This is a genomic window from Ottowia sp. (assembly GCF_047601385.1).
Classification (GTDB): Bacteria; Pseudomonadota; Gammaproteobacteria; order Burkholderiales; family Burkholderiaceae_C; genus Ottowia.
This window is the reverse complement of sequence record NZ_JASGJP010000001.1, coordinates 3,872,692-3,895,515: the sequence shown is the minus strand read 5'-3', so window position 1 is coordinate 3,895,515 and position 22,824 is coordinate 3,872,692. Positions and strand designations below refer to the sequence as shown.

At 68.4% G+C, this 22,824-nt stretch carries 20 protein-coding genes and 1 pseudogene; 14 read left to right on the top strand and 7 right to left on the bottom strand.

Annotated features, from left to right (window positions below; genetic code table 11):
• The first annotated feature begins 228 nt into the window (after nucleotides 1-228).
• From QM772_RS18815 to QM772_RS18785, 7 genes and pseudogenes are all read left to right on the top strand, one after another.
• The gene (locus QM772_RS18815) at nucleotides 229-1,977 is read left to right on the top strand and encodes a cytochrome D1 domain-containing protein (protein ID WP_415139232.1); all 1,749 of its coding nucleotides are present in this window, start codon (nucleotides 229-231) and stop codon (nucleotides 1,975-1,977) included.
• 131 nt (nucleotides 1,978-2,108) lie between these two features.
• Nucleotides 2,109-2,420, top strand: a complete 312-nt coding sequence (locus tag QM772_RS18810; RefSeq protein WP_415139230.1) for a c-type cytochrome — start codon at nucleotides 2,109-2,111, stop codon at nucleotides 2,418-2,420.
• 15 nt (nucleotides 2,421-2,435) lie between these two features.
• Nucleotides 2,436-2,774, top strand: coding sequence for a c-type cytochrome (locus QM772_RS18805; RefSeq protein WP_415139228.1), 339 nt, complete (start codon nucleotides 2,436-2,438; stop codon nucleotides 2,772-2,774).
• Nucleotides 2,771-3,967: a cytochrome D1 domain-containing protein gene (locus QM772_RS18800; RefSeq protein WP_415139226.1), complete on the top strand. Its 1,197-nt coding sequence runs from the start codon at nucleotides 2,771-2,773 to the stop codon at nucleotides 3,965-3,967. Before QM772_RS18805 ends, QM772_RS18800 begins: the two co-directional genes overlap by 4 nt.
• Nucleotides 3,968-3,969: 2 nt before the next feature.
• Nucleotides 3,970-4,977, top strand: coding sequence for an Lrp/AsnC family transcriptional regulator (locus tag QM772_RS18795; protein ID WP_415139224.1), 1,008 nt, complete (start codon nucleotides 3,970-3,972; stop codon nucleotides 4,975-4,977).
• Nucleotides 4,967-5,365 (top strand): annotated as a pseudogene (locus tag QM772_RS18790) (Lrp/AsnC family transcriptional regulator); the annotation flags it as partial. The gene QM772_RS18795 and the pseudogene QM772_RS18790, both read left to right, overlap by 11 nt.
• A gap of 135 nt (nucleotides 5,366-5,500) precedes the next feature.
• A complete protein-coding gene (locus QM772_RS18785; protein ID WP_415139652.1) occupies nucleotides 5,501-5,986 on the top strand; it encodes an Lrp/AsnC family transcriptional regulator in 486 nt (161 codons plus the stop codon).
• Nucleotides 5,987-6,151: 165 nt separating this feature from the next.
• On the opposite strand, the gene QM772_RS18780 is transcribed toward QM772_RS18785, so the two are convergent.
• Both QM772_RS18780 and QM772_RS18775 read right to left on the bottom strand, forming a co-directional pair.
• Entirely contained in the window at nucleotides 6,152-6,931 is a 780-nt protein-coding gene (locus QM772_RS18780; RefSeq protein WP_415139222.1) for a type II CAAX prenyl endopeptidase Rce1 family protein, read from the bottom strand.
• A 3-nt stretch (nucleotides 6,932-6,934) separates the two neighbouring features.
• Nucleotides 6,935-7,426 (bottom strand): flavodoxin family protein, encoded by a 492-nt coding sequence (locus QM772_RS18775; protein WP_415139220.1) that lies wholly within the window; start codon nucleotides 7,424-7,426, stop codon nucleotides 6,935-6,937.
• A gap of 101 nt (nucleotides 7,427-7,527) precedes the next feature.
• Between QM772_RS18775 and nirJ the strand changes: the two genes are divergently transcribed.
• From nirJ to QM772_RS18740, 7 genes are all read left to right on the top strand, one after another.
• Nucleotides 7,528-8,763 (top strand): heme d1 biosynthesis radical SAM protein NirJ, encoded by a 1,236-nt coding sequence (nirJ, locus tag QM772_RS18770; protein WP_415139218.1) that lies wholly within the window; start codon nucleotides 7,528-7,530, stop codon nucleotides 8,761-8,763.
• A gap of 43 nt (nucleotides 8,764-8,806) precedes the next feature.
• Nucleotides 8,807-10,381, top strand: a complete 1,575-nt coding sequence (locus tag QM772_RS18765) for a cytochrome D1 domain-containing protein (protein ID WP_415139216.1) — start codon at nucleotides 8,807-8,809, stop codon at nucleotides 10,379-10,381.
• A 307-nt stretch (nucleotides 10,382-10,688) separates the two neighbouring features.
• Nucleotides 10,689-13,109 (top strand): DEAD/DEAH box helicase family protein, encoded by a 2,421-nt coding sequence (locus QM772_RS18760; protein ID WP_415139214.1) that lies wholly within the window; start codon nucleotides 10,689-10,691, stop codon nucleotides 13,107-13,109.
• On the top strand, nucleotides 13,106-14,368 hold the full coding sequence (locus QM772_RS18755; RefSeq protein WP_415139212.1) for a restriction endonuclease subunit S: 1,263 nt from the start codon (nucleotides 13,106-13,108) through the stop codon (nucleotides 14,366-14,368). Before QM772_RS18760 ends, QM772_RS18755 begins: the two co-directional genes overlap by 4 nt.
• Nucleotides 14,365-14,886 (top strand): zeta toxin family protein, encoded by a 522-nt coding sequence (locus QM772_RS18750; protein ID WP_415139210.1) that lies wholly within the window; start codon nucleotides 14,365-14,367, stop codon nucleotides 14,884-14,886. Before QM772_RS18755 ends, QM772_RS18750 begins: the two co-directional genes overlap by 4 nt.
• Entirely contained in the window at nucleotides 14,883-15,074 is a 192-nt protein-coding gene (locus tag QM772_RS18745; RefSeq protein ID WP_415139208.1) for a hypothetical protein, read from the top strand. Before QM772_RS18750 ends, QM772_RS18745 begins: the two co-directional genes overlap by 4 nt.
• 3 nt (nucleotides 15,075-15,077) lie before the next feature.
• Complete coding sequence (locus QM772_RS18740) at nucleotides 15,078-16,967, top strand: N-6 DNA methylase (RefSeq protein WP_415139206.1); 1,890 nt, start codon at nucleotides 15,078-15,080, stop codon at nucleotides 16,965-16,967.
• Between the two features lie 256 nt (nucleotides 16,968-17,223).
• Here QM772_RS18740 and QM772_RS18735 read toward each other — a convergent pair whose 3' ends face one another.
• Genes QM772_RS18735 through QM772_RS18715 form a run of 5 tightly spaced genes read right to left on the bottom strand, consistent with a single transcriptional unit; the run spans nucleotide 17,224 to nucleotide 22,824 of the window.
• Nucleotides 17,224-17,847: a glutathione S-transferase family protein gene (locus QM772_RS18735; RefSeq protein ID WP_415139204.1), complete on the bottom strand. Its 624-nt coding sequence runs from the start codon at nucleotides 17,845-17,847 to the stop codon at nucleotides 17,224-17,226.
• Between the two features lie 34 nt (nucleotides 17,848-17,881).
• Complete coding sequence (locus QM772_RS18730) at nucleotides 17,882-18,580, bottom strand: Crp/Fnr family transcriptional regulator (protein ID WP_415139202.1); 699 nt, start codon at nucleotides 18,578-18,580, stop codon at nucleotides 17,882-17,884.
• Between the two features lie 31 nt (nucleotides 18,581-18,611).
• The gene (locus QM772_RS18725) at nucleotides 18,612-20,531 is read right to left on the bottom strand and encodes a nitric oxide reductase activation protein NorD (RefSeq protein ID WP_415139200.1); all 1,920 of its coding nucleotides are present in this window, start codon (nucleotides 20,529-20,531) and stop codon (nucleotides 18,612-18,614) included.
• 3 nt (nucleotides 20,532-20,534) lie between these two features.
• A complete protein-coding gene (locus tag QM772_RS18720; RefSeq protein WP_415139198.1) occupies nucleotides 20,535-21,347 on the bottom strand; it encodes a CbbQ/NirQ/NorQ/GpvN family protein in 813 nt (270 codons plus the stop codon).
• A 16-nt stretch (nucleotides 21,348-21,363) separates the two neighbouring features.
• Nucleotides 21,364-22,824: a cbb3-type cytochrome c oxidase subunit I gene (locus QM772_RS18715; RefSeq protein ID WP_415139196.1), complete on the bottom strand. Its 1,461-nt coding sequence runs from the start codon at nucleotides 22,822-22,824 to the stop codon at nucleotides 21,364-21,366.

Genomic DNA, 22,824 nt, shown 5'->3' with positions numbered 1-22,824 from the left:
AGCGCCTGGACTTGAATCCACCCCTGTGGGACAAGCGCTGGCAGCTGTCTTTTTAAAGGCATTCCTCAACCTCTTCCGAGTGGCCGCGCCGCCCGTGGTTGATTTGGTTCAAGGACGGCGCCGGCGCCGGGTTGCACCATGGCCTGGTCCAGGCGATCGAAAGCGGCCGTCGCCAGGCATGGGTAGATGCCAGGCCGCCTCGAACAGTAGGAAACGACGATGAAACACATGACGAGGAAGCCGCGGCTGTCGCCGCTGGCCATGGCGCTCTGCGCCTTGCTGCTCGGCGCCGCCGCCGTGGCGCAGCAGCCGGCCGCCCCCGCCGCCGATGGGGCCAAGCCCGACGTATCGCGCGTCGAGCGCAGCTACATGGGCGCCGCCTCGCCGCTGGGCACCGAGCCCATGCACCAGACCAGCAACCCCAAGGCGCCGCCGATGACGCAGGCCGAGTTCGACCGCGCGCGCCAGATCTATTTCGAGCGCTGCGCCGGCTGCCACGGCGTGCTGCGCAAGGGCGCCACGGGCAAGGCGCTGACGCCCGACCTCACCGTGCCCAAGGGCACCGATTACCTGAAGGTCTTCATCGGCTACGGCTCGCCCGCCGGCATGCCCAACTGGCTGACCTCGGGCGACTTCGACGAGGCCACGGTGGACCTGATGGCCCGCTACATCCAGCACGACCCGCCTCAGCCGCCGGAGTTCTCGCTGGCCGACATGGAGAAGACGCGCAAGGAGTACGTGCCCGTCGCCCAGCGCCCGAAGAAGAAGATGAACAGCTACAACATCGAGAACATCTTCTCCGTCACGCTGCGCGACGCGGGCGAGGTGGCACTGATCGACGGCGACACCAAGAAGATCATCAACATCGTCAAGACCGGCTACGCGGTGCACATCTCGCGCACCTCGGCCTCGGGGCGCTACCTGTACGTGATCGGCCGCGACGCGCGCCTGAACCTGATCGACCTGTGGATGGAAAAGCCCGACAACGTGGCCGAGATCAAGGTGGGCCTGGAGGCGCGCAGCGTGGAGACCAGCAAGTTCAAGGGCTGGGAGGACAAGATCGCCATCGCCGGCACCTACTGGCCGCCCCAGTTCGTGCTGATGGACGGCGACACGCTCAAACCCCGCAAGGTCGTCGGCACGCGCGGCATGGACGTGAACAACGAGTTCCACCCCGAGCCGCGCGTGGCCGCCATCGTGGCCAGCCACCAGAAGCCCGAGTTCCTGGTCAACGCCAAGGAGACCGGCAAGATCCTGATGGTCGACTACACCGACCTGGAGAACCTGAAGATCACCGAGCTGAGCGCGGCCAGGTTCCTGCACGACGGCGGCTTCGACAGCACGCGGCGCTACTTCCTCACGGCCGCCAACGCGTCGGACAAGATCGCCGTGGTCGATACCAAGACCAGCAAGATGGCCGCGCTGGTGGACGTGGGCAAGACCCCGCACCCGGGCCGCGGCGCCAACTTCAGGCACCCGAAGTTCGGGCCGGTGTGGGCCACCTCGGGCCTGGGCGACGAGAGCATCGCGCTCATCGGCACCGACCCGGCCAAGCACAAGGCCAACGCCTGGAAGGTGGTGCAGAGCCTCAAGGGCCAGGGCGGCGGCTCGCTGTTCATCAAGACGCACCCGAAGTCGAACAACCTGTGGGTGGACACCGCGCTCAACCCCGATCCGAAGATCAGCCAGAGTGTGGCGGTGTTCGACATCCGCGACCTCTCCAAGCCGCCGCAGGTGATCGACATCGCCGCCTGCGCCCAGCTCAAGGACGACGGCGCCAAGCGCGTGGTGCAGCCCGAATACAACCAGAAGGGCGACGAGGTGTGGTTCTCCGTCTGGAGCGCCAAGGACAAGGCGTCGGCCATCGTCGTGGTGGATGACAAGACGCGCACCTGCAAGCTGGCGATCAAGGACCCGAAGCTGGTCACGCCGACGGGCAAGTTCAACATCTACAACACGCAGCACGACGTTTACTGATCCCCCCTGAGGCGCTTCGCGCCTTCCCCCCAGGGGGACGGCGCCGGTGGCCGGTGCAAGCCCGGCCACGGCCCCTGCTGGCATGGCTTGCTCCGCAGCCTCTTGCTCTTGATCACTACCGGAGACCCACGATGAAAAAGAACCTTGCTTTTCTTGCTGCCGCGCTGGCCTTCGCCGCCACGCCGGCGCTGGCCGACCCCGAGGCGGCCATGAACAAGGCGGGCTGCATGGCCTGCCACGCCAAGGACAAGAAGATGATCGGCCCCTCCTTCAAGGACATCGCCGCCAAGTACAAGGGCCAGGACGCCACCGCCCAGTTGATCGAGAAGGTGCGCAAGGGCGGCTCGGGCGTGTACGGCCCCGTCCCCATGGCCCCCAACGGGCCCGACAAGATCAGCGATGCCGACCTCAAGAGCGCGGTCGAGTTCATCCTGAAATCCTGAACGCGCCCCCTCGCCATGCGCCGTCGCCCCGCCCTTCTCGCCGCGCTGCTGCTGGCGGCCGGCAGGGCCTGGGCGCAGGCCGGCGAAACGCCCGCGCCCGCGCGGCAGGCCGAGTTGGTGCGCATGGTGCGGCAGGACTGCGGCTCGTGCCATGGCATCCGGCTCACCGGCGGCCTGGGTCCCGCGCTGACGCGGGACGCCCTGCGCGCCATCCCTCAGGACAGCCTGGCGGCCGTCATCTACCACGGCCGGCCAGGCACCCCCATGCCGGGCTGGAAGACCCTGCTGAGCGAGGCCGACGCGGCCTGGATCGCCCGGCAGCTGCACGCCGGCTTTCCGCTGGAGAACCCATGAAACCCTTCTTCCCCCGCCTCGCCGCCGCGCTGGCCCTGGCCGCCGCCCTGGCCGGCTGCGCCACCGCGCCCGCCGGGCTGGCGCCGCCCGGCCGCGGCAGCGGCGACCTGGGCCTGGTGATCGAGCGCGAGAGCGGCAGCGTCGGCGTGGTGGACACCTCCGCGCGCACGCGCCTGGGAACCGTCGAGGGCCTGGGCGACCTGTCGCACGCCTCCGTCGTCTACGCGCGCGACGGCGCCACGGCCTACGTATTCGGGCGCGACGGCGCGCTGACCAAGGTCAACCTGCTCGCCGGCACCATCGACAAGCGCGTCATGCAGGCCGGCAACAGCATCGGCGGCGCCATCTCCACCGACGGCACGCTGGTGGTGGCGCAGAACTACCAGCCCGGCGGCGTCAAGGTGTTCGACGCCCGCACGCTGGCGCTGCTGGCCGACATCCCCGCCGTGGTGGACGGCCAGCCCTCGCGCGTGGTGGGCCTGGCCGACATCCCGCGCAACCGCTTCATCTATGCGCTGTTCGACGCCGGCCAGATCTGGATCGCCGACCTGGCCAACCCCGCCAGGCCGGTGCTGACCAAGTTCACGAACATCGGCAAGCAGCCCTACGACGCCCTCGTCACGCCCGACGGCCGCCACTACATCGCCGGCCTGTTCGGCGAGGACGGCCTGGCCAAGATCGACCTGTGGGCCGCCGAGCCCAAGGTGGAGCGCATCCTGCCCGGCTACGGCCGTGGCGAGCAGCCCCTGCCCGTCTTCAAGATGCCGCACCTGCGCGGCTGGGCCGTCGCGGGGCGGCACGCCTGGCTGCCCGCCATCGGCCGCCACGAGGTGCTGGTGGTGGACACCGACACCTGGCAGGAGGTCGCCCGCATCCCCGTGGCCGGCCAGCCGGTGTTCGTGATGGCGCGGCCCGACGGGCGGCAGGTGTGGGTCAACTTCGCCGTGCCCGACTACCACGTGGTGCAGGTCATCGACACGCAGACGCGCCGCGTCACCGCCAGCCTGGAGCCCGGCAAGGCCGTGCTGCACATGGAGTTCACCCCGCGCGGCGACGCCGTGTGGATCAGCGCGCGCGACAGCCACCACGTCTCGGTGATCGACACGCAGAGCTTCCGCACGCTGGCGGTGCTGCCGGCCAAGTCGCCCAGCGGCATCTTCTTCACCTCGCGCGCCGCGCGGACCGGATTCTGACCATGGACTGGCCCGTCAACGCGCCCCTGGCCGAGCGGCTGCTGAACGAATGGCAGCGCGGATTTCCATTGTCAAATCGGCCGTTTGCGCAGGTGGGACAAGCGCTGGCAGCTACAGAAACCGAAGTGGTGGCGCTCTGCCGCCAGCTGCTGGCGCGCGGCGCCATCAGCCGCGTGGGCGGCGTGTGGGCGCCGGGCGCGGGCGGCGCCGCGCTGCTGTGCGCCATGGCCGTGCCGCCCGATCGCCTGCACGCGGTGGCCGAGCACGTCAACGCCCTGCCCGGCGTCAACCACAACTACGAGCGCGAGCATGCGTTGAACCTGTGGTTCGTGCTCACCGGCGGCAGCGCCGGGCAGCTGCACGCCGCGCTGGCCCGCATCGAGCATGCCACCGGCCTGCCCGTGCTGCACATGAGGATGCTGCGGCCCTACCGCATCGACCTGGCGTTCGACCTGCACCGGCCCGCCCGCGCGCAGTCGCTGCTTCAGCAGCGCGCCCCGCGCGTCGCGCCCGAGCACCAGCCGCTGGCCGCCCTGCTGGAAGACGGCCTGCCCCTGGTGCCCGAGCCCTATGCCGCCTGGGCCACCCGGCTGGGCTGCACGGCCAGCGACGTGCAGCGCCAGTTGCAGGCCTGGCTGGATGCCGGCACGCTGCGCCGCCTCGGCCTGGTGGTGCGCCACCACGAGCTGGGCTTCAGCGCCAACGCCATGACCGTGTTCGACGCCCCCGACGACGTGGTGGACGCCCTGGGCGCGCGCCTGGCCGTGCAGCCCGGCATCACCCTGTGCTACCGCCGCGAGCGCGCCGCCGGCTGGCGCTACAACCTCTACTGCATGGTGCACGGCCGCAGCCGCGACGCCACGCTGGCCCTGGTGCACGGCGCCATCGCCGGCGCCGGGCTCGGCGCGCTGCCGCGCGAGGTGCTGTTCAGCCGCCGCCGCTTCAAGCAGACCGGCGCCCGCTACTTCCAGGCGCCGCAGACGCAGGACCAGGCCGCCGATGCCCGCTGAAACCCTCGCCGCCCCCCGCCTGCCGGCCGGCATCGACCTGGACGACGCGCGCCTCATCGACCGCCTGCAACGCAGCGTGCCGCTCACCGAGCGCCCGTTCGCCGACCTGGCGGCCGAACTGCACGCCACCGAGCCGCAGCTGATCGACCGCCTCGGCCGCCTGCTGCGCGAAGGCGTGCTGACGCGCTTCGGCCCGCTGTTCCACATCGAGCGCGCGGGCGGCCAGTTCATCCTGGCGGCCTTGCAGGCGCCCGAAGCGCACTATGCCGAGGTCACCGCCCAGGTCAACAGCCTGCCCGAGGTGGCGCACAACTACCGGCGCGAGCACGCGCTGAACATGTGGTTCGTCGTCGCCGCCGAAACACCCGAGGCCGCCTGGGCCGCCTGCGACCAGATCGAGGCCCTCACCGGCCTGCCCGTGCACGCCTTCCCCAAGGAGCGCGAGTACTTCGTCGGCCTCTACCTGCCGTTGCTGGCGCCGGCCCGCCACACCGCCGCGCAGCCCCGCCCGCAGGCCGCGCCGCTGAAGCTGACCGAGTTCGACCGCCAGCTCATGGCCGCCACGCAGGCCGGCCTGCCGCTGGTGCCGCGCCCCTACGACACCGTCGCCGCCCTGCTCGGCTGCGGCGGCGCGCGGGTGCGCGAGCGCCTGGCCGAGCTGCTGGCCGCCGGCGTGGTGCGCCGCATCGCCGCCGTGCCCAACCACTACCGCCTGGGCTACGCCGCCAACGGCATGAGCGTGTGGGACGTTCAGGATGAGCAGGTGGACCGCCTGGGCGAACTCATCGGCAGCCAGCCCGCCGTCAGCCACTGCTACCGCCGCCCGCGCAAAGCCGGCGTGTGGCGCTACAACCTGTTCGCCATGCTGCACGGGCATACCCGCGAGGAAGTGCTTGAGCAGGCCGAAGCCATCGCTGCCCTGCTGGGGCCGGCATGCAGGGCGCACGACGTGCTGTTCTCCAGCGCGATCCTGAAGAAGACGGGCTTGCGGCTGCGGCAGGCGATTTGAGGAAAATCGGGCGCCAGCGCTTGCGGGACGAGCGCTGGCAGCTATTGATCGTGTAGCACGCCAGCCAGCACTTTCAGGTACGTTCACCGGCCGCTTGAACATCGCGGTGACCGGAGCGCTGGCGCAGCGGAAATCCGGATGCTCATGCTGCTCGATCGTTGCGGTTCAACCCCTCCCGCGCGGACTGTGCTTCGCGCAGGGCATCAACAGGAAAAGCACCGCCATGCCCCCGGTCGCCATGCAGGAATGCAGGGGATTCCAGTGGGAGCCGTTCACGGGAAAGGCTTGCCAGGCCAGGTTCGACATGGCGTGAAAGGCCGCCATCCAGGGCACCGAGCGCAGCCCGAGCGCGAACAGCCGGCACATGATGATCCGCCGGAACACGGTGTCAAGGCTCCAGGCGGCCACCCAGGCCCAGCCCCGCCCCACGCCGATCAGCGGCAACCAATGCCAGGCCGCCCAGAACGATCCGATGAGCAGGCCGGCGGCCAGCGGCGTCCAGCGGCGGGCCAGCGCCCTGTTGGCCAGGCCGGTCCAGCCCAGTTCCTCGGCCAGGGCGCCGAGGTAGAAGACCAGTAGAAGAAGCACCAGCGAGAGGCTCCAGCGAGGTGCCGGAAGATCCGGATCGACGACGCTCGCGATCCCGTAGGCCAGCAGTCCGCATGCCACAGGCACCGCGACGGCCAGCAGGCCCAGCCAGCCCGCGCGCGATGGGCCGAGCAGGAAGCGAAGCGCGTCTGCAAGCCGCAAGCCGGCGGATCGGCGGGCGACGACGGCCAGCGCCGCGAGCATGGGGGCGAGCACGCCCAGCGCGCTGAGGGGAAGCCGGGGAAGCAGCTCGATGCGCGTCAGGTCCAGCAGCCAGAACGGCACCGACAGGGCCAGCGTGCAGACAAAGAACCTCACCGCATCGCCGGTGTCCAGCCTGATCGATGCCGGCTGCATGCGTCAGAACACGCCCGCGCCCAGCCCCGCCGCCAACCCTTCGCCCAGTTCCGCGCAGCGCGCCAGGTCTTCGGCGCCGATGACCTTCGGCGCCAGGATGCGCTCCGGCGTCTGCGCATGCGTGCAGACGATGAGGCCGGGCGCGACGGCCTTCAGCCGCCAGCCGGTGGCGATGCGCTCGATCTGGCGCAGGGCGTTGCTGCCGTCGCTGCCGGCGCACACCATCACGGCGTAGGGGCGGCCGTTGACGCGCTCCAGCACGGGGTAGTAGCAGCGGTCGAAGAAGTCCTTCATCAGCCCGGCGATGGCGGCCAGGTTCTCGGGCGCGGCGAACAGATAGCCGTCGGCGGCCAGTACGTTTTCCGGGCCGGCGTCCTGCGCGCGCAGCAGGCGCACGGCCACACCCTCCTGCCCGCGCGCGGCGCTGGCGGCGGCCTCGGCCATCTGACGGGTGCCGCCGGTGAACGAGTGGTAGACGATGAGCAGGGTTTTCATCTGGTCGGGGCCAGCGTAGCACGCCCTGGAATTGACGCACATCATGGGCGCAGCAGTCAGCGCTGCCTAGCATGGGCAGGACTTCATCAGAAAAGCCGCCCATGTTCCGCATCTCCCAATTCATGCACGAGCTGGCCCGCGCGGAAGCGACCGGCCACTACCCCGCGCCAGCGCGGCGCGGCGGCCCGCCCGGGCCGGTGGTGATCTGGAACCTGATCCGCCGCTGCAACCTCACCTGCAAGCACTGCTACGCCTTCAGCGCCGACCACGACTACCCCGGCGAGCTGAGCACGGCGCAGGTGTTCGACGTGATGGACGACCTCAAGGCTTTCAAGGTGCCGGCGCTCATCCTCTCCGGCGGCGAGCCGCTGCTGCGGCCGGACATCTTCGAAGTCGCCGAGCGCGCCAAGGCGATGCAGTTCTACGTCGGCCTCTCCACCAACGGCACGCTGATCGACCAGCCGCTGGCCGAGCGCATCCACGCCACCGGCTTCGACTACGTGGGCATCAGCCTGGACGGCATCGGCGCCACGCACGACAAGTTCCGCCGGCTGCAAGGCGCGTTCGACCTGTCGCTGGGCGCGGTGCGCCACTTGCACAAGCTCGGCACCAAGGTGGGCCTGCGCTTCACCATGACCGACCTGAACGCGCGCGACCTGCCGAACCTGCTGGCGCTGATGCTGGCCGAGGGCGTGGACAAGTTCTACTTCAGCCACCTCAACTACGCCGGGCGCGGCAACATCCACCGCGGCAAGGACGCGCGCCACGCCGCCACCCGCCAGGCGCTGGACCTGCTGTACGACACCGCCTGGGCCGACGCCTTGGCCGGCAACGCGCACGAGTACGTCACCGGCAACAACGACGCCGACGGCGTGTACCTGCTGCAATGGGTGCGGCAGCGCCTGCCGCGCTGGACGGAGGACGTGCGCCAGCGGCTGGTGGCCTGGGGCGGCAACTCCAGCGGCGTGAACGTGGCCAACATCGACAACGTGGGCGACGTGCACCCCGACACCATGTGGTGGCACCACACGCTGGGCAACGTCAAGGCGCGGCCGTTCTCCGCCATCTGGCAGGACACCAGCGACCCGCTGATGGCGGGCCTCAAGGCCAAGCCCCGCCCCGTGCATGGCCGCTGCGGCGCCTGCCAGCATTTCGCCATCTGCGGCGGCAACACGCGCGTGCGCGCCCAGCAGGTGACGGGCGACGCCTGGGCCGAAGACCCGGGCTGCTACCTGACCGACGAGGAGATCGGCCTCGATACCGCCGCGCCGCGCGTGGAGACCACCGCGTTCACCAGCCGCCGCCGCGTGATCGAGCTGACGCCGCTGGGTTATTGAATGAAATCGGCCTCCAGCGCCCGCCAGACAAGCGCCAGCAGCTATGTTTATTGAAGCAATCAAGACAGGGGTTGGCGCGCTGTGCCTGGCGCTCGGCGCGGCCGCGGCGGCCGGCACGCTGCCCGCCGCGGCGCTCTACCAGCAGCACTGCGCCGCCTGCCACGGCGAACAGCGCCTGGGCGGCATGGGCCCCGCGCTGCTGCCCGAGAGCCTGTCGCGGCTGAAGAAGCCCGACGCCCTGAAGGTGATCCGCGACGGCCGCGCCGCCACGCAGATGACGCCCTTCGCCGGCACGCTGAAGGACGACGAGATCGCCGCCCTGGCCGAGTGGATCTACACCCCGGTGACGCCCGCCCCGACTTGGAGCGACGCCGACATCGCCGCCAGCCGCGTGGAAACGCCGGGCTGGAAGGGCTGGCCCGACAAGCCGCAATGGCGCGCCGACCCGATGAACCTGTTCGTCGTCGTCGAGGGGGGCGACCACCACATCTCGCTGCTCGACGGTGACCGCTTCGAGGTCATCCACCGCTTTCCCAGCCGCTTCGCGCTGCACGGCGGCCCCAAGTTCACGCCCGACGGACGCTACGTGTTCTTCGGCTCGCGCGACGGCTGGATCACCAAGGTCGACTTGTGGAACCTGAAGGTGGTGGCCGAGGTGCGCGCCGGCATCAACATGCGCAACATCGCCGTCAGCGGCGACGGCCGCTGGGTGATGGCGGCCAACTACCTGCCGCACACCGTGGTGCTGTTCGACGCCGACCTGCAACCCGTGCGCACCACCCCCGCCCGCACGCTGGACGGCGCGCAGAGCTCGCGCGTCTCCGCCGTGTACGATGCCGAGCCGCGCAAGAGCTTCGTCGTCGCGCTGAAGGACATCCCCGAGCTGTGGGAGATCAGCTACGACCCCCAGGCGCCGCCCATCCACGACGGCCTGGTGCACGACTACAAGATGGGCGAGGCCATCGCCAAGCCCGGCTTCCAGGGCGTGCGCCGCACGCCGCTGGAGGAGCCGCTGGACGACTTCTTCTTCAGCCCCGACTACGCCTACGCGCTGGGCGCCGCGCGCCCGCACGCCGACGGCTCGCCCAGCGGCCAGGTGGTGAACCTGGACGTGCGCCGCAAGGTCGCCACGCTGCCCATCGCCGGCATGCCGCACCTGGGCTCGGGCATCACCTTCGACTGGAACGGCACGCGCGTGCTCGCCAGCCCCAACCTGAAGGACGGCGTGATCAGCGTGATCGACATGACCACCTGGAAGCTGGTGAAGGACATCGCCACGCCCGGCCCCGGCTTCTTCATGCGCAGCCACGAGGCCACCCCCTACGCCTGGACCGATTCGATGATGAGCCCGGAGGCGAAGAACGTGCTGACCATCATCGACAAGCGCACGCTCGAACCCGTCGCCAGCGTGAAAGGGCCGCCCGGCAAGACGCTGGCGCACATCGAGTTCACCAGGGACGGCCGCTACGCCCTGGCCAGCCTGTGGGAGGACGACGGCGCGCTGATCGTCTACGACGCCGCCACGTTCAAGGAAGTCAAACGCCTGCCCATGAAGAAGCCCGTGGGCAAGTACAACGTGTTCAACAAGATCACGCGGTCGGAAGGCACGTCGCACTAGGTTTTTAATAGCTGCCCGCGCTTGTCTGGCGGGCGCTGGAAGCCGATTTGTTTACAAACAGGTCAGCCGCCGGGAAAGCGCCTCCCCCACAGCGCCCGCAGCCGCGGCTCCTCGTCCACGCGCCGGATCGCCGGCGTCATGCGCGGCGCCTCGGCGTGGAGGCCAAGTATCCTGAGACCACTGCGGCAGCGACCTGCTAGATTTGCACCTTTCCGGGCGGCTGTGGAAGTTCAAAGCAACCGAAGTCGATGAGTGGGTTCGCGCAGGCGGCACCGACCAACACAAGGACAAAGACTGAGGAGGCGTGGTGGCATTCAACGAAGAGGAAACGCGCTTCCACCTCATCGACCCGGTGTTGCGCCGCAAGGGTTACGACGACTCGCAGCGCATCCGGCTGGAAACGCCTGCGCCGGTGGAACCCACGGGGCCGAAAGGCCGCCGCCGCAAGGGCGCGGGCCGCACGGATTACCTGCTGTGCGTGCAGGTGGGCGGCATGCCGAAGCCGCTGCCGGTCGCCGTGCTAGAGGCCAAGAGGGAAAGCGACGACCCGCTCAAGGGCATGGAGCAAGCCAAGAGCTACGCCGATTGCAAGCGCTTCGACGTGCAGTACGTTTTTGCCAGCAACGGCCACTTGTACGGCGACTACGACAAGCCCAGCGGTATCCAGACCGGCCCGCACCCGCTGGAAGACTTTCCACCGCACCCCGAGCTGTGCGCCCGCTACGCCCGGGACAAAGGCATCGACCTCGCATCGCCCGATGCCGCGCTGCTGTTCCAGGCCGACAGCCCGGCGTGGTCGCAGAGCCGCTACTACCAGGACGCCGCCATCCGCGCCGCCTTCGAGAAGATCGTTCTCGAACGGCAAGCCGGGAACGCCCCGCGCGTGCTGCTGACGCTGGCCACCGGCGCAGGCAAGACAATCATTGCCACCAACCTGCTGTGGCGCATGGGGCAAGCGGGCCTGCTGCCCAAGCCCGCCTTGTTCCTGTGCGACCGCGACGAGCTGCGCGAACAGGCGTACAGCAAGCTCAAGGCTGCATTCGGCGGCAATGCCCGTATCGTGGAAACCGTGCGCGGGCAGAACGCGGCCGCCAACGCCCGCATCCACATCGCCACCTACCAGACGCTGGGTATCGACGAGCACGGCGACGGCAGTTTTCTCACCGATCACTACGGCGAGGACGCCTTCAGCGTCATCGTCATCGACGAATGCCACCGCTCAGCCTGGGGCCGGTGGTCGCAGGTACTCACGCGCAACCCCAACGCCATCCACATCGGCCTCACGGCCACGCCGCGCAAGTTGAAGGAAGCCCGGCGCGCCAAGCCATCGAAAGAAGTCGAAGCCGCCATTGCCGAGGACGACGCCATCACCGCGCACAACGTCCGCTACTTCGGCGAACCGGTCTATGAATACACCCTGGCCCAGGCGCAGGAAGACGGCTACCTGGCCGCCTGCGAGATCGTCAAGCGCAAGGCTGACATCGATGCCCGCGTCTTCACCCGCGAGGAGATCCTCAAGGCGGGCGTGCGCGACATCAAAACCGGCAAGCCGCTCACCGAAGATGACCTGACCAAGGCCGAATACACCGGCAAGGACTTCGACGATGAACTGTTCATCGACCTGCGTACACCCAGAATGTGCGAAGACCTGTTCCGCCAGTTGTGCGAAAACGGCGGCCCAGAACAGAAAGCCATCATCTTCTGCACCCGCGACCTGCACGCCGACCGCGTGGCGATGCAGATGAACAACCTCTACGCCGCCTGGTGCAAACAGAACGGCCGGCCGCGCAAGGACGACTACGCCTTCAAATGCACTGCGGCAGGCGGCGCAGACAAGATCGAGACCATGCGCGGCAGCGGCGAGCGCGCCTTCATCGCCTGCACCGTGGACTTGCTGGAAGCGGGCGTGGACATCGAGCGCCTGAACGCCGTGGTGTTCTTCCGCTACCTGCAATCAGCCATCAAGTTCTACCAGATGGTCGGACGCGGCACGCGCATCCACGAGGAAACGCAGAAATACAAGTTCTGGCTGTACGACTACACCGGCGTCACCGACCTGTTCGGCGCGGAATTCATCACCAACCCGCCGCGCTCCGGCAGCGGCGGCGGCGGTGGCGATACGGGTGAAGGCGGCGATGAAAGCGAAGGCGACGACGGTCACACCGTGCCGGTGATCGGCGGCCAGCGCGTCCTCATCAACCCGGATGGGCGATTCATTCTCGGTAGCCGCGATGGTCGCGAAACGCGGATTCCCGTGGACGAATACCGGCGCGAAGTCATCCGCCGCGTGCTGCGCGAAGCGCACAACCTCGACGACTTCCGCGCGCTGTGGATCGAGGCGAAGAAGCGCCGCCGGTTGATCGACCACCTGCTGGGCGACAACTTCAGCCCCGAGGTCATCCGCGAAATCGACCGGATGAGCGACTTCGACCTGTATGACTTCTTCGGCCACCACGGCTACCGCGCCCGCGCGCTGAAACGCCCGGAGCGCGGCGCGCACTACGTTCAGGCCAACGCGGCCTGGTTCGAGGGCATGGAAAACGCGTCCGCCATCGTGCTCAAGGGGCTGGGCACGCAGTTCGCGCAGGGCGGCACCGAAGCGCTGGAGACGCCCGCGCTGTGGGACGTGCCGGAAATCCGGCAGGCAGGCGGACTGGATGCGCTGCGCGTGCTGGGAGCGCCGGTGCAGGTGATGCAGGAGGCGAAGATGAGGTTGTTTGGGGTATGAGCCAGTGGCCAGTCTTCGCCTTGCGTGATGTCGCCGAGATAGTCGCCGGAATCACGCTTGGCCGAAAAACCAAAGACGCGGAATTGATCGAAGTTCCGTACATGCGTGTTGCTAACGTCAAAGATGGCCTGCTGGACCTCTCCGACGTGAAGACAGTTGCCGCAACTGCACGCGAGATCGAAAAATTGAGGCTGCGTGATGGGGATTTACTACTCACTGAAGGGGGCGATTTAGACAAATTGGGACGAGGTGCCTGCTGGCGAAATCAATTACCTATATGCATCCATCAGAATCATATCTTTCGGGTCCGTCTGCCAAGCGACAGATATGACATGGAATTTGTTTCGTACCAAGTTGGCTCCGCCTACGGGAAGTCGTACTTTCTAGCCCACGCAAAAAAGACCACCGGGATTGCCTCCATCAATCAAGGTGTACTTGGCGCGTTCCCGTTGTTGACGCCACCGCTTGATGAGCAACGCGAAATCGCTGCACGCCTGAAAGCCCAGCTGGCTGAAGCAGAAACTGCACGCGCCGCGCTGCAAACGCAGTTAAGCGAGGTTGAAGCCCTGCGTGCAGCGATTTACCGTGAGGCATTCGGGCGCGCTGCACCCGAACCATTGCCAATAACGATCACCCCCCCCCCGAACCATAGAAAATGGCAATACTTGAAACTGGGCGACTACGCCACCACAACCAGCGGCGCGACTCCATCGCGCAGCAACAAGCGGTATTGGGAGCCTATGGAAATTCCGTGGGTCAAAACGGGTGAAGTTTCTTTCACGCCCATCACTAAAACAGAAGAGTCCATTTCAGGAGTTGCCATGAGGGAATGCTCCTTGCCCATGCTGCCCCCCAAGACTGTGCTGATAGCGATGTACGGCCAGGGCAAGACGCGCGGCCAATCTGCCATTCTTGAGATGGCGGCAACCATCAACCAAGCCTGCTTCGCCATCCTGCCAAACGACACCTGGGAGCCGGAGTTTCTGCATCACTGGCTCATCGCCAACTATCAGAATTTGCGCAGCCTGTCAGATGACAGAGGCGGCAATCAGGCCAATCTGAACGGTGCTTTGCTCAATGCGCTGAAAATCCCCGCCCCCGAAAAGACGGAGCAACAACGCATCATTGGGCGCCTGAAAACCCATCTGGCCGAAGCCGGCACCATCACCCAAGCCACAGCCCTGCAACTGGCCGAAATCGAATACCTGCCGCAAACGCTGCTGGCGCAAGCGTTTGGCAAAGCCAAAGCCCCGTCGTGACGGACAAGAAAATCATCATCATCGCTGGCCCCAACGGCGCGGGCAAAACCACCTTTGCGCGCTCCTTTCTGCCCGCGGAGGCACGCCTGCCGCGCTTCATCAATGCCGACCTGATCGCCGCCGGGCTGGCACCCTTCGCGCCGGAAACGGCCGCCATCAAGGCCGCGCGCCTGATGCTGGAAGAAATCGACACCTGCGCCCGCCGTGGCGAGAGTTTCGCGTTCGAGACCACGCTGGCGGGGCTGGGCTATCTTCGGCATATCGCGCGGTGGCGTGCGCAGGGCTACCGTGTCAGCCTGTTCTTCCTGCGATTGCCCGACGCCGAAACCGCCATCGCCCGCGTGGCCGAGCGCGTGCGCCAGGGCGGGCACGACATTCCGCAAACCGTCATCCGCCGTCGCTTCGCTTCTGGCTGGAAGAACTTCCTGCAACACTACCGGGCAGCGGTGGACGACTGGGCCGTGTACGACAATACCGGGGCCGAACCCGCAATGCTTGAATGGGGCGAGAACCGATGACGCAACAGGAACTCTCCAAAGCCACGAACCCGGATCTGCGCGCCTCGCTGGCCGCCATGCAGCGCGCGGCGGAAGAAGCGCGCAGGCTCGCCGTGCAGACCAACACCGCCATCGTGCTGGTGCAGGACGGCAAACTGGTGCGGATTCCGGCGTCGCAATTGCATGCGCACACCGGGTCGAGCGGCTGAACCATGCCGCGCCCGAAGAGAAACCCAACCGCCAAAGCACCCAGGGCCATCGCCAGCACGCAATCGCTGTCCGCCTTCGTCAAGGGGGTGTGCGACGTGATGCGGCGCTCCAATTGCGCCAGCGCCTTGCAGTACGTGCCGGAGCTGACGTGGATTCTGTTCCTGCGCATCCTCGATGCGCAGGAAACGCGCGACGCGGAGCAGGCCGACGTGCTGGGCGCGGATTTTTCGCCCGCGTTGCGCCCGCCGTACCGCTGGCAGGACTGGGCCGCGCCGCAGGGCTGGAAGCGACAGGAGTTGTTTGCCGCCGGCGACGGCAAATTGTTCGACTTCATCAACAAGGATTTGCTGCCGCACCTGCACGGCCTGGACGTTGACCGGCGCACCGGCCTGCCCAACCCGGCGGCCAGCCGCAAGCAGCGCATCATCGGCCGCATCATGACGGCGGTGGAGCGCGTGCGCGTGGACGACGAGGCCAATCTGCGCGACATCCTCGACCGCGTGCACGAGATCAGCATCGACCACATCGACGACACGCACTTCTTCACGCTCTCGCAGGTGTACGAAGACTTGCTGCTGAAGATGGGCGAGAAGAACTCGGACGGCGGCCAGTTCTTCACCCCGCGCGAGGTCATCCGCGCGATGGTGCACACCGTGAATCCATCGCTGGGCCAGACGGTCTATGACCCCTGCTGCGGCACGGGCGGCTTTCTCGCCGTGGCCTACGAGCACATCGCGCGCAAGCTGGGCGGCACGGCGGCCAGCATCGGCATCGAACGCCTCAAGCACGACACCTTCTTCGGGCGCGAAAAGGAGAACCTGGTGTTCCCCATCGCGCTGGCGAACCTGGTGCTGCATGGCATCGACCAGCCCAACCTGTGGCATGGCAATTCGCTGACGCGGCGCGCCGCCTATGCTGCGCTGTTCGACCACGCGCCTGCGCAGTTCGACGTGATCCTGACCAACCCGCCCTTCGGCGGCAAGGAGGGCCGCGACGCGCAGAAGAACTTTGCCTTCGAGACCAGCACCACGCAGGTGCTGTTCGTGCAGGGCATTCTGGCCGAGTTGGCGCCGGGCGGCACCTGCGCCATCGTGCTGGACGAGGGCCTGCTGTTCCGCACCAACGAGGGCGCCTTCGTCGAGACCAAGCGCAAGCTGCTGGACGAGTGCGATCTGTGGGCCGTCGTCAGCCTGCCGGGCGGTGTGTTCTCCACGGCCGGCGCGGGGGTCAAGACCAATCTGCTGTTCTTCACCAAGGGGCGAAAGACCGGGCGTACCTGGTACTACGACTTGTCATGGGTCAAGGTCGGCAAGAAGACGCCGTTGACGCTGGCGCATTTCGGCTTCGGCAAAGACGGTGCGGCGCTGGACGACGCTGCCTTGCCCGCCGTGCTGCTGGACGAATGGAAATCGGACGAAGCCAACGCTGGACAGCCATTCCCCAGCTACGCCAGGCTGCTCGCCGCGCGCAGCGACAGCCGCTATTCATGGACGGTAGACTTCGCCGCGCGCCGCGCCAAGGCACGTGAATCCATGCAGCCGCTACGGGACAAGGCCGCAGGCATCAAAGCCAACCTGGTGGATCTGAAGGAAAAACTCAAGCAACTGAAGAAGGCCAAGGCCGCCAGCACTGAAGTTGCCGAGACGGAAACCGCCATCCGTCAACAGGAAAAAAACGCACGCGATCTGGAAGCCGAGGCCGCCGCTATCGACGCGGCAGTGTTCGACCTGAAGGCCGTGAACCCGAACGCCGTGACGACGGCCGATGAACGTACACCGATGCAGATCATCGCCAGCATCGAGGAACAAGGCTGCATCGCCGCCCAAGCACTGGAGCGATTGAATGCGTTGCTTGCCGCAACGCCGGAGCAGGCGTTCTCCGGAGGCGGCTGAACGCTATATCACCGCGGTCGGAAGGCGCGCCGCACTAGGCTTTTGATAGCCGCCTGCGCAGGCGCGCGGCGGCTTCTACTCCGTCATCCCCGCGCAGCCGGGGATCCAGCGCCGCGCTGCGCCGAAGCTCCTGGATCCCCGCCTGCGCAGGGGTGACGAGGCGCCTGTCTATGTCCGAGTCGAAGGAACCCTATGTTTTTGATAGCTGCCCGCGCTTGTCTGGCGGGCGCTGGAGGCCGATTTGTTTACAAACAGGTCAGCCGCCGGGAAAGCGCCTCTCCCACAGCGCCCGCAGCCGCGGCTCCTCGTCCACGCGCCGGATCGCCGGCGTCATGCGCGGCGCCTCGGCGTGGAACCGCGCGCGCCACGGGCGGAAGCGGGAGACCACGGCCACGTAGAGATCGAGCACGGTCAGCTCGTCGCCCAGCAGGAAGCGGCGCGGATTCAACTGGGCATCCATGGTGCGCCAGCAGAAAGCGATGCGCTTGTGCACGGCGTCGATCACGGCGTCTCTGGCGCCTGCGGGTGCGCCGATGCGGCCGACGTCGGGCCCGATCCAGTGCAGCGCGTAGATGGCGGAGGAGACGAAGAACATCCAGCGCAGGAACTGCCCGCGCGCGGCGTCGCCCGGCGCCGGCGACAGCCGGGCCCGCGGATGCGCGTCGGCCAGGTGGAGCAGGATGGCGCCGGTCTCGGTCAGCACCTCGCCGCCCGGCAGCACCAGCGTGGGCACCTGGCGCAGCGCGTTGTGCCCGGCCACGCGCTCGCGCGCCGCGTCGCTGGTCCAGGTCTGCCCCTCGACCAGGTCGAACGGCATGTTCAGCAGCGTCAACGCGGCTTCCACGGCCACGGAGCCGGACGCCGCGGCGCCGTACAGCACGGGGAGTGTCTGGGCGGGTGGCACAGGCCCTGCCCTACCTCGGCTGGTAGTTGGCCAGCCGCGCCGTATCGGCGATGCGGATGTCGCGCTTGTCCACCTGGATCAGCCCGGCGGTCTCCAGCTCGTTCAGCACGCGCGAGAAGTACTCGGGCGTGAGCGACAGGCGCGAGGCGATGGCGGCCTTGCTGACGGGCAGCGTGACGGTGATCGTCTCGGAGGCGATCTCGCTCTCGTTCAGCCGGTCGCCCAGCAGGTAGCCGATGACGCGCTGCACGCCGCTGTGCAGCGCGTAGGCCTCCACGTCCTTGATCAGCCCGTGCAGCCGCCGCGACAGGCCGGCCAGCATGCGCAGCGAGAAGCTGGGGTTGGCGGCGATCTCGGCCAGCACCACGCGCTTGTCGATGGTCATCAGCAGCGTGTCCGACAGCGTCTGCGCCGAGACGACGTAGGGCATGCCCATGAACATCACCGCCTCGGCGAAGCTGTGGCCGGGGCCGCAGAGTTCGATGACCTTCTCGGTGCCGGTGGGCGAGAGCACGAACAGCTTGATCTGCCCCACCACCACCACGTGGAACTCCTCGCACGGCTCGCCCTGGCGGAACACCAGCTTGCCGCGCTCGAAGCGCCGCAACTGGCAGCCGGCGGCCAGCCGCTGCAGCTCGGCCGGGTTCATGTGCGAGAAGAGCGGCAGCGTGGCCAGGTAGCGGGGGATGTTGAACTGGTCGAGATTCACGGGCCCGAGTGTAGGGCCGGTCACCCTTGGGTCAGCGCGCGTTTGCCGTCAGCCGGACGTAGACCCGAGCCAGCGCGCGCGCCAGTTGCTCGGGCCGGTGCACCAGCGCGTAGCCCTGGCTGCCGAACAGGCGCGGCAGGTAGGCCTGGGCCTGCTGGTCGATGGTGACGCAGAACGGCACCAGGCCGGCCTGGCGCGCCTCGTGGATGGCGTGGCGCGCGTCCTCCAGGCCGTGGCGGCCCTCGTAGTGGTCGAGGTCGTTGGGCTTGCCGTCGGAGAGGATGAGCAGCAGGCGCTGGCGCTCGGGCCGCCGGCCCAGGCGCCGGGCGCCGTGGCGGACGGCCGCGCCCAGCCGGGTGTAGAAGCCGGGGCGGATGGCGGCCACGCGCGCCTGCGCGGCGGCGTCCCAGGGCTCGTCGAAGCGCTTGAGCTCGTGGATGCGGATGTCGCGCCGTACCGACGAGAAGCCCAGCAGCTCGAACGGGTCGCCCACGGCGCCCAGCGCATGGCCGAAGACGAACAAGCTGTCCCGCACCAGGTCGATGACGCGCGCCTGCCGGGTGGCGTAGGCGTCGGTGGAGAGCGACAGGTCGGCCAGCACCAGGGCGGCCATGCTGCGCTCGCTGCGCGCGCGGCGCGCCCACACGGCGGGCGAGTCGCCGTGCGGCAGGCGGCGGCCCTGCCGGTCCACCTGGAAGCGCACCCAGGCGTCCAGGTCCAGCTCGTCGCCCTGCGTCAGGCCGTGCTGCCAGCGCGGCGCGGCGCGCAGGGCGTCGAAGCGGCGGCGCACCTGGCGCGATACGGATTTGAGGTGTTTTCGGCCTGCGGACGGCTCAGGACAAGCGCTGGCAGCTCCGGAATCGGTAGCATCGTCGGCGGCGGGGCGGGCGCGCAGGCGCTGTACGCGGCAGCGATCAGGGACCAGCCGGGCCTGCCGGTAGTCCCACTCGGGCAGGGGCTCGCCCTCGCCCACCGACAGGTCGTCGGCGCTGGCGCTGGGCAGGTCCAGGTCGAACTTGACGCGCGCGGCCAGCGTCTCGCCATGGCGCGCGATGGCGAGCTGCTCCATGTCGTCGGCGACCTGGCGGGCATCCTGGTCGTCCTCGTCGTCGCCGGTGCGGTTGACGCGCACGAACTCGCTCCAGCTCAGGATGGACTCGGCGCGGAAGAACATCACCAGGCCGTTCCTGCTGGTGGTGTCCTCGGCGCGCTCGGCGCGGCGGCGCTTGTGGTCCTGCTGGGTCCGGGCGTCGGCCGGTCTTTCAGGACGATTTTCGGCTCCAGCGCCCGCCGGGTCTGCGCTGGCAGCTCCCGAATCAGGAGCATCCGCGCGGTGCGCATGCAGCCACACCCACACCGGGGCGATGGCGTGCGGCGCCGGTTGCGCCGGGCTGGCCGCGCGGAAATCGTCCGCCAGCGTGGCGCGCAGCGCCTGCTGCACGGCCTGCTCGGCATCGGCGGCCGCGCCGCGCAGGCGCCGCGGGTCGGGCCGCGCGGCCAGGTGCGCCTGCACCAGCCGGCGGTAGCGCGCGCGCAGGCCAGGGAAACGCGCCAGCGCCCGCGCGGTCGCGGCCAGGTTGCCGGCGATCCAGCCGCCTTCGGCGCCGGTGTGGCAGGCGCTCTGCGCCGCCAGCCACAGGTACAGGTCGCGGTTCAGCGCCGCGTCGTCGAACACGGCCAGCGCGGGCGGCAGCGCCAGCGTCTCGGCGTCGAGCGTGCTGAGCGCCGCGCGCTGCCCCGCGCCCGCCACGCGCTGCAACCAGCCGCGCGGCCCACCGATGCGCTGCGCCGTGGCCGGCGCCACGCGCACCAGCGCGTCGCCACCAGCGGCGCGGAACAGCATCTCGATGGCGCGCCGCACCTGTTCCAACTGCACCTCGGCGCGCGGGCAGGTGGCGTCCGCCGCCCGGGTGATGAAGCGGTGCCAGCGGGCGCCGACCCACTCTTCCATGCGTCAGTCCGTGTTGAAGGCGGCCAGCACGACTTCGTTCAGCGCCTCGGCGGTGTCGGCGTCGTCGGTCAACGCATCGACGATGGCCGCGCGGCAGGCCGCCAGCTCGGGCAGGCCGCTGGCGACGAGGCGTGCGGCCACCACCAGCAGCCGCGTGCTGACGGTCTCCTCCAGGTCCTGGTCGGTCAGCCGGCGCAGCGCGCTGGCGAGCTTGACCAGGCGCGTGGCCAGGCGCTCGTCCACGCCCGATTCGGCCGCCACGATGCGGCGCTCCACCTCGGGCGCGGGGTAGTCGAAAGTCAGCGCCACGAAGCGCTGGCGCGTGCTGGGCTTGAGGTTCTTCAGCAGGTTCTGATAGCCGGGGTTGTAGGAAACCACCAGCATGAACTCGGGCGGCGCCTGCAACAGCTCGCCGGTGCGCTCGATGGGCAACTGGCGCCGGTCGTCGGCCAGCGGGTGCAGCACCACGGTGGTGTCCTTGCGCGCCTCGACCACTTCGTCCAGGTAGCAGAGGGCGCCCTGGCGCACGGCGCGCGCCAGCGGGCCGTCGTGCCAGACGGTGTTGCCGTCGCCGATGAGGTGGCGGCCCACCAGGTCGGCGGCGGTCAGGTCGTCGTGGCAGCTCACGGTGACCAGCGGGCGCGCGAGGCGCGCCGCCATGTGCTCGACGAAGCGCGTCTTGCCGCAGCCGGTGGGGCCTTTCAGCAGCACCGGCAGGCGCTGGCGGAAGGCGTGCTCGAACAGCGCGCACTCGCCGCCCTGCTCGGCGTAGAACGGCAGGGGCACGCCGGTGCCGTTCGGCTCGTCGCGGTACATGGCGGGCACCTTCTTTTCAGTCGTGTTGCAGCCGGCGCTGCGCGGGGCTGGGCATCATCATGCCGCCGCGCGGGCTGTCGAGCGGCTCCTCGGCCGGCGCGCCGCCGATGAAGAAGCTCCACAGGTACATCGCCAGCCCGGTCAGGAACAGCCCGCCGCCGGCCAGGCGCACCCAGTAGAAGAACATCATCTGGTCCTGCGCGGCCATGAAGGGCATGGCGCCGCTCTCGGGCATGCGCTGCAGCCACACTTGCAGGATGCCGGCGCCGGTCATGGCCAGCACCATGATGCCCATGCCGATGCTCATCACCCAGAACGACCACATCTCGACCGACTGCGCCCGGTAGCTGTTGGCGACGCGCCCGCGCAGCGTGGGCATGGCGTAGCTGATGATGGCGATCACCACCAGCACGTAGGCGCCGTAGAACGCCAGGTGCCCGTGCGAGGCCGTCAGCTGCGTGCCGTGCGTGTAGTAGTTGACGAAGCTGAGCGTGTGCAGAAAGCCCCACACGCCCGCGCCCAGGAAGCCCATCACCGCGCAGCCCACGGCCCACAGCATGGCGGCCTGGTTGGCGTGGTCGCGCCGGCGCCGCTGCACCATGCGGAAGGCGAACATCGTCATCAGGAAGAACGGGATCGGCTCCAGCGACGAGAAGATGTTGCCCACCAGGTGCCAGTAGCCCGGCAGCCCGATGAAGTAGTAGTGGTGCGCGGTGCCCAGGATGCCGGTGAACAGCGCGAAGGCGATGATCACGTACACCCACTTGTCCACCACCTCGCGGTCCACGCCGGTGGTCTTGATCAGCACGTAGGCCAGCAGCGAGGCCAGGATCAGCTCCCACACGCCTTCCACCCACAGGTGCACCACCCACCACCAGTACATCTTGTCGCGCACCAGGTTGTGCGGGTTGACGAAGGCGAACAGGAACAGCAGCGCCAGCCCCCACAGCCCGAGCAGCAGCACCGTGGTGATGGTGGTCTTGCGGCCCTTGAGGTAGGTCATGCTGACGTTGAACAGCATGGCCAGCGCGACGATCACGATGCCGACCTTGGTGGGCAGCGGCTGCTCCAGGAACTCGCGCCCCATGGTCATCAGCAGATCGTTGCCGGTCATCTCGGCCAGCCTGGCGTAGGGCACCAGCAGGTAGCCCAGCACGGTGGCGGCGCCGGCGGCCAGGAAGACCCAGAACGTGAGCAGCGCCAGCTTGGGCGAATACAGCTCGGTCTCGGACTCCTCCGGCACCATGTAGTAGGCCGCGCCCATGAAGCCGAACAGCAGCCACACGATCAGCAGGTTGGTGTGCACCATGCGGGCCACGTTGAACGGGATCGCCGGGAACAGGAAATCGCCGTGGATGTACTGCACGCCCATGACCAGCCCGAACAGGATCTGGCCCACGAACAGCCCGATGGCGGCGATGAAATAGGGCTTGGCGACCGCCTGCGACTTGTACTTGAGAAGGGAGGTGTTGCGCAT